Annotated in this window: 7 protein-coding genes; 3 read left to right on the top strand and 4 right to left on the bottom strand. The window is 69.2% G+C overall.

The features are described from left to right. Positions 1–265 precede the first annotated feature (265 nt). The gene (locus CCO03_RS01960; RefSeq protein ID WP_236904174.1) at positions 266–2,743 is read right to left on the bottom strand and encodes a heavy metal translocating P-type ATPase; all 2,478 of its coding nucleotides are present in this window, start codon (positions 2,741–2,743) and stop codon (positions 266–268) included. A 261-nt stretch (positions 2,744–3,004) separates the two neighbouring features. Between CCO03_RS01960 and CCO03_RS01965 the strand changes: the two genes are divergently transcribed. The 3 genes from CCO03_RS01965 to CCO03_RS01975 all read left to right on the top strand — a co-directional run bounded on the left by CCO03_RS01965 (position 3,005) and on the right by CCO03_RS01975 (position 6,464). Then, entirely contained in the window at positions 3,005–4,036 is a 1,032-nt protein-coding gene (locus CCO03_RS01965) for a fibronectin type III domain-containing protein (RefSeq protein ID WP_205690349.1), read from the top strand. 214 nt (positions 4,037–4,250) lie between these two features. Continuing rightward, positions 4,251–5,096, top strand: coding sequence for a crotonase/enoyl-CoA hydratase family protein (locus CCO03_RS01970; protein ID WP_087276565.1), 846 nt, complete (start codon positions 4,251–4,253; stop codon positions 5,094–5,096). A 381-nt stretch (positions 5,097–5,477) separates the two neighbouring features. Beyond that, positions 5,478–6,464 carry a Bug family tripartite tricarboxylate transporter substrate binding protein gene (locus tag CCO03_RS01975; RefSeq protein ID WP_087283968.1) on the top strand — a complete coding sequence of 329 codons (987 nt, stop codon included), beginning with the start codon at positions 5,478–5,480 and terminating at the stop codon, positions 6,462–6,464. Between the two features lie 241 nt (positions 6,465–6,705). Here the strand turns inward: CCO03_RS01975 and CCO03_RS01980 are convergent, their stop codons facing one another. Genes CCO03_RS01980 through CCO03_RS01990 form a run of 3 tightly spaced genes read right to left on the bottom strand, consistent with a single transcriptional unit; the run spans position 6,706 to position 12,677 of the window. Further along, a complete protein-coding gene (locus CCO03_RS01980) occupies positions 6,706–8,211 on the bottom strand; it encodes an efflux transporter outer membrane subunit (protein WP_087276568.1) in 1,506 nt (501 codons plus the stop codon). An 8-nt stretch (positions 8,212–8,219) separates the two neighbouring features. Next, on the bottom strand, positions 8,220–11,372 hold the full coding sequence (locus CCO03_RS01985) for an efflux RND transporter permease subunit (RefSeq protein WP_087276570.1): 3,153 nt from the start codon (positions 11,370–11,372) through the stop codon (positions 8,220–8,222). Positions 11,373–11,411: 39 nt separating this feature from the next. Next, complete coding sequence (locus tag CCO03_RS01990) at positions 11,412–12,677, bottom strand: efflux RND transporter periplasmic adaptor subunit (protein WP_236903990.1); 1,266 nt, start codon at positions 12,675–12,677, stop codon at positions 11,412–11,414. Between the last annotated feature and the right edge of the window lie 100 nt (positions 12,678–12,777).

The raw sequence follows: 12,777 nt of genomic DNA on the forward strand, positions 1-12,777 counted from the left end.
GGCCGGGAACAACACACAGACATGGTTGGGTCACCCGCACAATTCAGCGGGCGTCCACAGCGGCATGCCCTGCGGGCGCAGGCCTGGCGGCGATGACCAAGGCGCGTTGAACCGCTGCCAGTTCGCGGGGTGCGCCTGGTGCGCGATGGGCTCCGCCGTGAAGCGGGTGGTCAGCCCGTCGAGTCCGAACGTTTGGTTGAATGAAAGGCAGTATGGGGACACTGTCGATTTCACATGATCGACAGTGACGGCATACTGCTTCCAGTCATTGGGGCATGAACCGCCGCAACCGCAGCGCGTTGCCCAGCACGAAGACGCTGGACATGGCCATGGCGCCGGCAGCGAACATGGGCGACAGCAGCACGCCCCACAGCGGGTACAGCAGCCCGGCAGCCACGGGGATCAGCGCCGCGTTGTAGGCAAAGGCCCAGAACAGGTTCTGCCGGATGTTGGCCAGCGTGGCCTTGGACAGCGCAATTGCCGTGGGCACGCCCTGCAGCTGGCCGCCCATCAGCACCACGTCCGCGGCCTCCATGGCCACGTCGGTGCCGGTGCCGATGGCGATGCCCACGTCGGCTTCGGCCAGCGCCGGCGCGTCGTTGATGCCGTCGCCCACGAAGGCCAGCGTGCCGTGCTGGGCCTTCAACGCGCGCACCACGGCCACCTTGCCGTCGGGCAGCACCTCGGCCACCACGTGGTCGATGCCCAGCCGGCGCGCGATGGCCTCGGCCGTGGCGCGGTTGTCGCCCGACACCATGGCCACCTTCAGGCCCAGCGCATGCAGGGCGCGGATGGCGGCCGGCGTGTCGGCCTTGATGGGGTCGGCCACAGCGATGATGGCGGCCAGCCGGCCGTCGATGGCGGCATACAGCGGCGACTTGCCCTCCTCACCCAGGCGCCGGGCGGTGTCGGCCATGGCCAGCACATCGATCCCCAGCTGGGTCATGAAGCGGTCGGCGCCCACGGCGAGGGTGTGGCCGTCGGCCGTGGTGGCCCGCACGCCCAGGCCGGTGACCGACTCGAACTGGCTCAGCGCGGGCAGGCCGAGGCCGCGCTGCAGCGCCGCGGTGTGGATGGCCTGCGCAATCGGGTGTTCGGACTTGGCCTCGACCGCGGCCACCTGGGCCAGCACCAGGTCTTCGTCAAAGCCGGGCTGCACCTGCAGGTCGGTCAGCGCGGGCTTGCCTTCGGTCAGCGTGCCCGTCTTGTCCACGGCGACCACGCGCGTGTCCTGCAGCGTCTGCAGGGCCTGCCCCTGGCGGAACAACACACCCAGCTCGGCGCCGCGGCCGGTGCCCACCATGATGGCCGTGGGCGTGGCCAGGCCCATGGCGCAGGGGCAGGCGATGATGAGCACCGCCACCGCGTTGACCAGCGCGAACGACAGCGCCGGTGACGGCCCCCAGACCAGCCAGGCCACGAAGGTGAGCAGCGCCACGGCGATGACGGCCGGCACGAACCACAGCGTCACCTTGTCCACCAGCGCCTGAATCGGCAGCTTGGCGCCCTGCGCTTCTTCGACCATGCGCATGATCTGCGCCAGCACCGTGGCGCCGCCCACGGCCGTGGCGCGCAGCGTGAAGGCGCCGGTCTGGTTGACGGTGCCGCCCACCACTGCGCTGCCCACGTGCTTGGCCACCGGCACGGGCTCGCCGCTGATCATGGATTCATCGACAAAGCTCTCGCCCTCGACGAGCTCGCCGTCGACCGGCACGCGCTCGCCGGGCTTGACCAGCACGAGATCGCCCAGGCGCACCTGGTCCATCGGCAGGGCCAGGGCTTGCCCATCGCGCAGCACCTGCGCCGTCTTGGCCTGCAGCTTGGCCAGGCGGCCGATTGCCTCGGAGGTGCGGCCCTTGGCCTTGGCCTCCAGGAATCGGCCCAGCAGGATCAGCGTGACGATGACGGCCGCCGCCTCGAAGTACACGTTCACCGTGCCGGCCGGCAGCCACCGCGGCACGAAGGTCGCCACCAGCGAATAGCCGTAGGCCGCCAGCGCACCCAGCGCCACCAGCGAGTTCATGTCGGGCGCGCCGCGCAGCAGCGCCGGCAGGCCCAGGCGCACAAAGCGCCGCCCAGGGCCCAGCAACACCAGCGTGGTCAGCACGAACTGAATCAGCCAGCTGGTCTGTGTGCCCAGGGTTGTGGCGATCAGGTGGTGCATGCCGGGCACCACATGCGTGCCCATTTCCAGCACGAAGACCGGCAGCGTCAGCACCGCGGCCATCGTCAAGTCGCGCTTCAGCTGGAGGCGCTCGGCGTCTTTCTTGGCCGCGTGCGCCTCGGTCTGGGCCAGCGCCTCGTCGGCGGACGGCACGCGGGCGGCGCGGTAGCCGGCCTGGGCCACGGCGGCGATCAGCGCGTCGGCGCTGGCGGGGTCATCGGCCAGGCGCACCGTGGCGCGTTCGGTCGCCAGGTTCACGCTGGCGTCCAGCACCCCGGGTACGGCCTTCAGCGCACGCTCGACCCGGCCCACGCAGGAGGCGCAGCTCATGCCCTCGACGACCAGCTCGGTGGTCGAATTCGGGGGGGCGCTGGCGGCGCTGGGGGCCGGCACGCTGTAGCCGGCCTGCTCGATGGCCGCCACCAACGCACCGCGCAATGCGGCCACCTCGGCGCCGCGGGCGTCAGCCTGGGGCTGCACCGTGGCGCGCTCGGTCGCCAGGTTCACGCTGGCGGTGGCCACGCCGGGCACAGCCTGCAAGGCGCGCTCCACGCGGCCCACGCAGGATGCGCACGTCATGCCTTCCACCGGCAGGCTGATGACAGAAGGCCCAGCGCCGGACGTGAGGTGCGGCGTGGATGCAGGGGTGCTTGGAAAGGTGTTCGTGTGTGCCATGGTGCGACCTTAAGGCTTGCCATGATGGGAAGGTCAAGCGGTGGCTCGCACTTTCAGGAAAAGGGCGATGCGATCGCGAAAACCCGAATTTCAGGGATGGCCCCATGAATTTTTTCGGGCTATAAGCGTGCGCTTGTCACAACTGATCACATTTGCCGCATGCCATTGTTCGCCCCCATCCGTTCATCGCAGCTGCTTCAGCACCTGCGCCCTGGCACCCTGGCCCTGGCGGTCTTGGGCGTGGCCCACAGCGTTCAGGCTGCTGTGCAGTTTGAATTGATTCCGGCGACACAGGCCTGGAACACCATCACCCAGGTGGGCGGTGTGCCCGTGTTGCCGTTTGACCTGACGCCGCAGGCGGCGATTGTGGACATCACCCCAGGCATCGCCACCATTCCTGGCATGCCCATGCAGGCAAACGGCAACCCAGCAGTCACCACGCTGAGCTCGGCAACGGCACTGACGAAATACACCATGGGCGTTCAATGGAATCAAACCTGGGCCAACCAGTATCTCGGCCCCATTTTCTTCAGCGGCTACGGCACGATGGCGTTGACGTTGGCACTTCCCGCCCGCACCACCGCCTTTCACCTCTTCGGTGTCAGCAACTTCGGGGGCACTCACATTTTTCAAGCCACTTCGGACAGCGGCGCTGGTTCTGGACCCGTGACGGTGGTCACCACAGGTATGAACGACGCGGTCCCTGGCCTTGGGTTTTACACAAGCCAAGCAGGCGAGTTTCTCCAAACCATTGAAGTTCAAGCTGACGCCAGCTTCGGCATCGCGGTGTTCGGCATCGCCCAAGCGCCGGATGCGCCGGCGCTGAGCGCCGCCACCCCAGCGCCTGGCGCGGCTCAGCTGCAGGTGACAGCACCGACAGACGTGGGCACCCACGCTGTCACCGGCTACCTGGCCAGTTGTGCGCCGCAAGCGGGCGGTGCAGCCCTCACGGTCACGGGCAGCACCAGCCCCTTGACGGTGAGCGGCTTGACGAACGGCACGACCTACATGTGCACGGTGGCTGCCACCAGTGCAGCCGGCACCGGACCGGCTTCTGGCGCACAGGCGGTGACGCCGGCAGCGCCAGTCGCGGCCACGGTGGCTCCGGTACCGGCATTGAGCACACTGGGCGCTGGACTGCTGGCGCTGTTGTCGGCTGGCTTGGGGGCGTGGGGTCTGCGCCGCCGCGAGCCCTGAAGCATGACGGAGTCCGCAGTGAGTATGCATCGATGGCCGATTCAATTGAAAAGCTGTTTGGTGCATACCCATCTCCATGGAGGGGCGGCAGCGCATGGTGACCACGGTGCACTGAACGGCGCGCGGCCTGCCAGCGCTTCGGCTTCGCTATCGTGCAGGCGTCGCCCGGCCCGGTGGCGGCCCCCTACACTGCCGCTCGTTTGCGGCGCGCCGCGTGTTCACCAGAGGAGACCGTCTTGAGCTTCACCCCCACCGCCACCACCCCCCGCCCGAGGGCTGCGTCGTCACCCAAATCGTCGACGAGCACATCCTGCTGATCGGCCTGAACCGCCCGGCCAAGCGCAATGGCTGGACGCCGCGCATGTTCCGCGAGCTGGCCGAGGCCTACACCCAGCTGGACGACGACCCCAACCTGCGCGTGGGCGTGCTGCACGCCTTCGGCGACCACTTCACGGCCGGGCTCGATTTGCCGGCCGTGTCCGAGTACCTGAAGAAGGGCCAGAAGCTGACGCCGGCCGGCCTGGTCGACGCGCATGACCTGGGCCTGTCGGGCTACCGCCGCCGCACCAAGCCGGTGATCGCGGCCGTCAAAGGCATTTGCTTCACCGTGGGCATCGAGCTGATGCTGGCGTCGGACATCACGGTCGCGGCCGACGATTGCCGCTTCTCGCAGATGGAAGTCGCGCGCTGCATCCTGCCGGCCGGCGGCGCCACGCTGCGCATGCCCGAGCGCGCCGGCCTGGGCAACGCCATGCTGCATTTGCTGACGGCCGATGAGTTCGACGCCGCCGAGGCCTACCGCTGCAACTTCGTGCAGAAGGTCGTGCCCGTGGCCGAGCTGCTGGACACCGCCCTGACACTGGCGCGCCGCATTGCCGCACAGGCGCCGGCCGCCGTCATCGCCACGCGCTTGAACGTGCTGAAGAACATCGAGCTGGGCCAGGCCGCCGCCGTGGCCGACTTCAGCCCGGTGCAATCGCGCCTGGCCAGCAGCGAGGACGCGGCCGAAGGCGTGCGCTCCTTCGTCGAAAAGCGCCCGGCGCGCTTCACCGGCCGCTGAGGGCATCCAGCCGCGGGCGTGCGCGTGCCGGCCATGCCGCGTGCGCCGGCTGTTTCAGGACCGGCCGGGGGTGACCTGAGAGCCGGGCTGGGTCAAGGGCGGCCGCATCGTGCTCGCGCGCGGGCGCACGCCAGCCCGACGATGCCTTCGCCCGGCAGGCGGCACAGCCGTCTTCCGTCTGGCCATGACGACCGCATGCGAACCGATGGGGTTGCTCTGAAGATTTGAGCGGATCGCGATGTGGTCTGCCGGCACGCTTTCGCTGGGCCATCACCGGCGCAGCGCCTGCGTCCGCCGACCGGGAATGCCCCGATGGAGGCTTTGGCCATGGGCTTGTACCCTCGCGCGTCCTTGGAAGACTTTTGGCAAGAGGTGACGGCGATGGCAGTGAAGACTTTGTGGGCAGCGTGCATCCTGGCGTGCGGAGCGTGGAGCACGGCTCAGGCGCAGACCGATGCGGCCCAATACCCCAATCGCACCATCACCATGGTTGTGCCGGCCGCCGCGGGCGGCGCCACCGACGTGGTGGCCCGCGTGATGGCCGAGCAGCTGGGCAAGCGCCTGGGTCAGACGGTGGTGGTGGACAACAAGACCGGGGCCTCGGGCATGCTGGGCACCCAGGCGGTGGCCCGCGCCGCGCCCGATGGCTACACGGTGTTGCTGGCCTACTCCACGCCGGTGTTCTACACCCACCACATCTTTCCCAAGATGGCCTATGACATCAAGAAGGACTTCGCGTTCGTCTCGCAGGTGGCCGCCACCAGCCTGATGGTGCTGGTCAATGAGAAGGTGCCGGCCAAGAACATGAAGGAGTTCATCGCCTGGGCGCAGGCCAACAAGGGCAAGGTCAACTACGGCTCTTACGGCCAGGGCTCGGCCGGCCACCTGATGAGCGCCTACCTCAACGAGTCGCGCAAGCTGGGCATGACCCACGTGGCTTACAAGAGCGAGGCGCCGTTCGTGCAGGACCTGGCCGGCGGCGTGGTGCCCTGGGGCATGGGCACCCTGGCGGCGGGCCAGGGCATGATCAAGTCGGGCCGCATGCGCCCCATCGCCATCCTGGGGCCCAAGCGCTTGCAGGAGCTGCCCAATGTGCCGACCATGGCCGAGCAGGGCTTCGCCGACCCCGAGTTCAACACCGTGGCCTGGTTCACGCTGCTGGCGCCGGCCAACACGCCCAAGCCCATCCTGGACCGGCTGGAGAAGGAGTCGGTCGAGGTCGTGAACTCCACCGCCATGAAGGCGCGGCTGCAGGTGCTGGGCCTGGAGCCCGTCAAGGGCGGTTCGGCCCAGTTCCACAAGGACTTCAACGCCGCCGATCCCCTGATCGAGAAGCTGGTGAAGATATCGGGCGCCAAGGCCGAGTGACACCGACGCGCCGTCGCGCGACACCCGGGCGCGGCGGGCTCACCGGCCTGCAGCACAACGCCTGCGGCAGGCGCTGGACGCCGTTGCATGCCGGACGCTATCCCAAACTGTGGCGCGCCATCCACGTCGGTGCGGGCGGGTCGCGCGGGTGCCTGGAGGCGCTCGCTGCGCCCGTGAGTGCGCCCGTATTGGGGTGATTTTCAGGAGTATGTGCCAGTTGCCGTTCTGTATTCAAAGGCAATCACTGGATACTGCTCACCACATCGGTCACGGCATCGCCGCCCAGGGCTTTGTAGAGCGCCACGCGGCCCAATTGCTCGGCCAGTTGCAGGCTGATGTGCTGCTGCTGCGCGGTGTACAGGCTGCGCTGGGCGTCGAGCACGGCCAGGTAGTCGTCGGTGCCGGCCTTGAAGCGGGCGTTCGACAGGTCGAGGGCCCGCTGGTTGGCGCTGACCAGGGCGGCGGAGGCGGTCAGGCGCTCCTGCCAGCTCTGGCGCTCGGCCAGGGCGTCGGCCACCTCCTTGAAGGCGGTCTGCACCGCGCGGTCGTAGGCGTTGACGGCCAGGTCGCGGTCGACTTCGGCCACGCGCAGGTTGGCGCGGTTGGCGCCGCCGTCGAACAGCGGCAGCGACAGGCCGGGCGCGAAGCTCCAGGTACCGTTGCCGCCGTCGAACAGGGCCGAGAGGCTGCGGCTGGCGGTGCCCACGGCCGCCGTCAGGCTGATGCGGGGGAAGAAGTTGGCGCGCGCCACGCCGATGTTGGCGTTCATGGCGCGCAGCCGGTGCTCGGCGGCCTGGACGTCGGGCCGGCGCAGCAGCATGGTGGACGGCAGCTCGCCCGGCACATCGGCCAGGGACGACACGGTGGTGGCCAGTGTGTCGTCGGCGGTGGGCAGCCAGGCCTCGGGCACCGGGCCACCCGCCAGCAGGGCCAGCGCATGGCGGTCCTTGGCGATCTGGGTGCGGTAGGCGGCCACGTCCAGGCGGGCGCTGTCCACGGTGGTCTGGTTCTGGGCCAGCACCAGGCCCGAGGTGGCGCCGAGCTCGTGCATGCGCTGGGTCAGGCGAAAGGCTTTTTCGCGCGCGGCCAGCGTGTCTTCGGCCAGCCGCAGGCGGTGCAGGTCGGCCGCCAGGTTCAGCCAGGCCTGGGTGGTGTCGCCCAGCAGGGCCAGGCGCACGTTTTGCTGTGTGTCGCCCTGGGCCAGGACCTGCTGCAACGAGGCTTCGCTGAGGTTGCGCACGCGACCCCAGAAGTCGAGCTCGAACGCGGTGATGCCCAGCTGCACGCTGTACTGCTCCTGCGTCACGGCCCGGCCGCTGCTGCTCAGGTCGGCCGCCGTGCGGGCGCGGCTGCCCTGGGCGGACAGGCCCACGCTGGGCAGCTGATCGGCGCGGGTGATGCCGTAGACCGCGCGGGCGCGCTCGACGTTCAGCACGGCCTGCTGCAGGTCGCGGTTGCCGGTCAGGGCCTGGGTCAGCACCTGCCGCAGGCGCTCGTCCTGCACCCAGGACTGCCAGGCCAGGCCCGGTGAACGGGCGGCTTCGTCCCACTGCACCTCGGCAGGGGTGGCGCGGGCGGACCCGAAGGCGGGCTGGATCTGCGTGGGCACGGCCAGGGGCGGCACGCGCGTGGTGGGTGCGAGGTTGCAGCCGGCCAGGCCCAGCGCCAGCAACGCGGCCAGCGGGCGCAGGCGGCTGGGGCGGCGTCGGCTGGACGGGGTGGGGGCGTGGAGGGGGGCGAGGGACATGAGGACGCTCATGCGTGGGCCTCCGATGGGGCGGCGGGGGTGTCGGCCACGCGGGCCGTGCGGTCCTTGAACCAGCTGCGGATCAGCAGGAAGAAGACCGGCACGAAGAACAGGCCCAGCACGGTGGAGAACACGGTGCCGCCCAGCACGGCGGTGCCGATGGAGTGGCGGCCGGCCGAGCCGGCGCCCGAGGCCACCACCAGCGGCAGCACGCCCACGCCGAAGGCCAGCGAGGTCATGATGATGGGCCGCAGGCGCAGGCGAACGGCCTCGAGCGTGGCCTCGAAGGCGGCCTTGCCCTGCTCTTGCAGCTGGGTGGCGAATTCGACGATGAGGATGGCGTTCTTGGACGCCAGGCCGACGGTGGTCAGCAAGCCGACCTGGAAGTAGACGTCGTTGTCCAGGCCGCGCACGCTGGTGAACACCACGGCGCCGAGCACGCCCAGCGGCACGCTGAGGATCACCGCGAGCGGCACGGTCCAGCTCTCGTACAGGGCCGCCAGGCACAGGAACACGAACAGCACCGAGATGGCGTAGAGCAGCGGGGCTTGCGCGCCGGCCTGCTTTTCCTGGTACGACGCGCCCGACCATTCGTAGCTGATGCCCGTGGGCAGCGTCTGCATCAGGTTTTCCATGATGGCCATGGCCTCGCCGGTGCTGACGCCGGGCTGGGCTTCGCCCTCGATCTCGATGGCCGGGCTGGCGTTGTAGCGGCGCAGCTGGGGCGAGCCGTAGCTCCAGCCGCTGTCCGAGAAGGTGTCGAAGCGCACCATCTGACCGGCGGTGTTGCGCACGGCCCATTGGTTGATGTCCTGCGGCAGCATGCGGTAGGGCGTGTCGCCCTGCACGTAGACGCGCTTGACGCGGCCGTTGTGCACGAAGTCGTTCACGTAGCTGCCGCCCATGGCGATGGACAGCGTGCGGTTGACGTCGCTGGTCGTCAGGCCCTGGGCGCCAGCCTTGCGGTCGTCCACGCGCACCGACAGCTGCGCGGTGTCGTCCGAGTTCTGCGCCCGCACGCGCGTCAGGCGCGGGTCGGCGTTGGCGCGCTCGAGCAGGTCTTCCTTGGCGGCCATCAGGGCGTCGTGGCCCAGGTCGTTCATGTCCTTCAACTCCAGCAGGAAGCCGGCCGAAGAGCCCAGGCTGCGGATCACCGGCGGCAACGTGACGATGACGTTGGCATCGCGGATCTTGCGCAGGTCCCGCGTGGCCTTCTGGGCCAGGGCCTGGGCGCTTTGTTCAGGCAGGGGGCGTTCGCTCCAGTCGCGCAGGCGCACGAAGGCGCGGGCCGACGACTGGTTGCCGCCCAGGCCGGTGACGATGTTGACGCTGGTGGCCTCGGGCAGGTTGCGGAAGTACTCGGTCACCTGCGCCGCCACGGCGTTGGTGCGCTCGGCCGTGGCACCGGCCGGCGGGCTGATGATGACGGTGAGCGCGCCCTGGTCTTCCTCGGGCACGAAGCTGGTGGGCAGCTTGTGGAACATCCAGGCGATGCCGGCGCCGATCAGCGCGAAGATGATCAGCATCTGCCAGGTGCGCCGCATGCAGCGGGCCGCCAGGCCCACGGTGCCCTGGGTGGCGCGGTCAAAGCCGATGTTGAACTTGGCGAAGAGCCGGTCGTTCAGGCCCAGCAGGCCGCGGCGCACCTCGCCGTGTTCGCGCGGGGGCTTGAGCAGGGTGGCGCACAGCGCGGGCGTCAGCGTCAGCGCCACGAACACCGACAGCACCATGGCCGTGACGATGGTGATGGAGAACTGGCGGTAGATGATGCCGGTGGAGCCGCCGAAGAAGGCCATGGGGATGAACACGGCCGACAGCGTCATGGTGATGCCCACCAGCGCCGGTGTGATTTCGCCCATGGACTTGCGCGTGGCCTCTTTCGGCGAGAGGTGCTCGGTGTGCATCACGCGCTCGACGTTCTCCACCACCACGATGGCGTCGTCCACCAGCAGACCGATGGCCAGCACCAGGCCGAACATGGTCAGCGTGTTGATGGAGTAACCGGCCACGGCCAGCACGCCGAAGGTGCCCAGCAGCACCACGGGCACGGCAATGGCCGGGATCAGCGTCGCGCGCAGGTTCTGCATGAACAGGAACATCACCAGCACGACCAGCGCCATGGCCTCGAGCAGCGCCTTGACCACCTCCTCGATGGAGGTTTTCACGAACGGCGTGGAGTCGAGCACGATGGTGGGCTTGAGGCCATACGGGAACAGCGGCTGCATCTCGGCCAGCTTGGCGTTGATGGCCTCGGCCACCTTCATGGCATTGGCGCCGTCGGCCATGACGATGCCCATGCCCGCGCCGGGTTTGCCGTCCAGGCGCGAGAGCACGGTGAGGTTTTCCGGGCCCAGCTCCACGCGGCCCACGTCGGCGATGGTGACCGCGGAGCCATCGGCGTCCACCTTGAGGAACACGTCCTGGAACTGGTCCACGGTCTGCAGCTTGGTGCGCGCCGTGATGGCGGCGTTGATCTGCTGGCCCTGCACGCTGGGCAGCGCGCCCAGCTGGCCGGCGGACACCTGGGCGTTTTGCGCCGTGATCGCGTTGGCCACGTCGCCCGGCATCAGGCTGTATTTCTCCAGCTTGGCGGGGTCCAGCCAGATGCGCATGGCGTAGCCGGTACCGAAGATCTGCACATCGCCCACGCCATCCACGCGGCCGATCACGTCCAGCAGGTTGCTGCGCAGGAAGTCGCCGACGTCCACGTGCGTGACGCTGGGGTCTTCCGACGTGAAGGACACCACCATGAGGAAGTCCTGCCCGCCCTTGGTGACGAAGACGCCGCGGCTGGTGACCTCGTTGGGCAGGCGGCTCATGGCCTGCTGCAGCTTGTTCTGCACCTGCACCTGCGCCACGTCGATGTTGGTGCCGGGCGCGAAGGTCAGCGTGGTGCGCGACTGGCCGGCCTGGTTGCTCGTGGCGTTGATGTAGAGCAGGTTGTCGATGCCTTTGAGCTGCTGCTCGATGACCTGGGTGACCGAGTTGTCCACCGTGTCGGCCGAGGCGCCCACGTAGTCCGCCCCGATGGTCACGCGAGGCGGTGCGATGTCGGGGAACTGCTCGACCGGCAGCGTGAAGACCGCCAGCCCGCCCGCCAGCATGATGACGATGGCGATGACCCAGGCGAAGATGGGCCGGTTGATGAAAAACTGGGCCATGGTGTTAAATGGGGGTATTCAGCGGTTGCCGTTATCAATTCAACGGGGAGTGCTGGATACCGCCTGTTGACTGGGCGAGGGCGAGGCGATGGATTCAGCGGAGGCCGCGGACGCTGCCGCTGCCGGTGTGGCTGCCGCCGCACGAGCGCTGGCGGCGTTGACGGGCGAGATGGTGGCCGGGGCATCCACGGGCTTGACCTGGATGCCGGCGCGCACGCGCTGGAAGCCGTCCACCACGATGCGGTCGCCGGGCTTGAGCCCGGCCTCGACCAGCCACTGGTTGCCGATGGCGCGCGAGAGCGTCACCGGCTGGCGCGTGAGGGTGTCTTCCGCGCTCAGCAGCCAGACGTTCGCGCGGCCCGAGGGGTCGCGCTGCACCGCCTGCTGCGGGATCAGCAGGGCCTTGGGCTGCACGCCCGTGGGCAGCTGCGCGCGCACGTACATGCCCGGCATGAGCATGCCGTCGGGGTTGGGCATGGCCGCGCGCAGCGTCACGCCGCCTGTGCCGGGGTCGACGATGAGGCCTGAAAACTCGAGCTTGCCCTCGTGCGCGTAGGGGCTGCCGTCCTCGAGCAGCAGCTTCACGGGCAGCGTCGATTGCGACACCCCCTGGTAGCGCCCGGACTCGATGTCGCGCCGCAAGGCCAGCAGCTCGGCCGTGGACTGCGTGAAGTCCACGTACATGGGGTCCAGCTGCACGATGGTGGTGAGCGCGGCGGCCTGGTTGGCCGTGACCAGCGCGCCCGGGGTGACCGTCGAGAGGTTGACGCGGCCCGAGATGGGGGCCTTGACCTCGGTGTAGTTCAGGTTGATCTGCGCGGCCTCCACGGCGGCCTGGGCGGCGGCCACGTCCGACAGCGCCTGTGCGGCCTGCGCCTCACTCTCCTGGGCGACCTGGCGGCTGACGGCGTCGATCTTGACCAGCTCGGCGTTGCGCTCGGCGTTCACGCGCGCGGTGTGGGCCGCCGCCTGCGCCTTGGCCAAAGCCGCCTTGGCCGAGGCCAGGGTGGTGCGGTAGGTGCTGGGGTCGATCTGGTAGAGCACCTGCCCGGCCTTGACGGTGCTGCCTTCGTTGAACAGCCGTTTTTGCACGATGCCACTCACCTGCGGCCGCACTTCCGCGCTCATGAAGGCCGAGGTACGCCCGGGCAGCTCGGAGCTCAAGGCCTGGCTGCTTTCGCCCAGCGTGATCACGCCGACCTCGGGCGGCTTGGGCGTCGCCGCGCTGGGGGCCTTGTCGCCGCACGCCGCCAGGCCGAGCGCGATCACCAGTGCCGAGCAGATCGCCAGGGGGCAGGCGCGCAAGCGGTGGACCAAGGGGAGAGGAGGGCGAACGCGTGGAGATGGCATGAGGGCGCTGGGGGAGGCGAAAGGCGGCTGACATTGTCAGCCAGCGGCGTGGCGA

It is taken from the genome of Comamonas serinivorans, assembly GCF_002158865.1.
Lineage (GTDB): Bacteria > Pseudomonadota > Gammaproteobacteria > Burkholderiales > Burkholderiaceae_C > Comamonas_E > Comamonas_E serinivorans.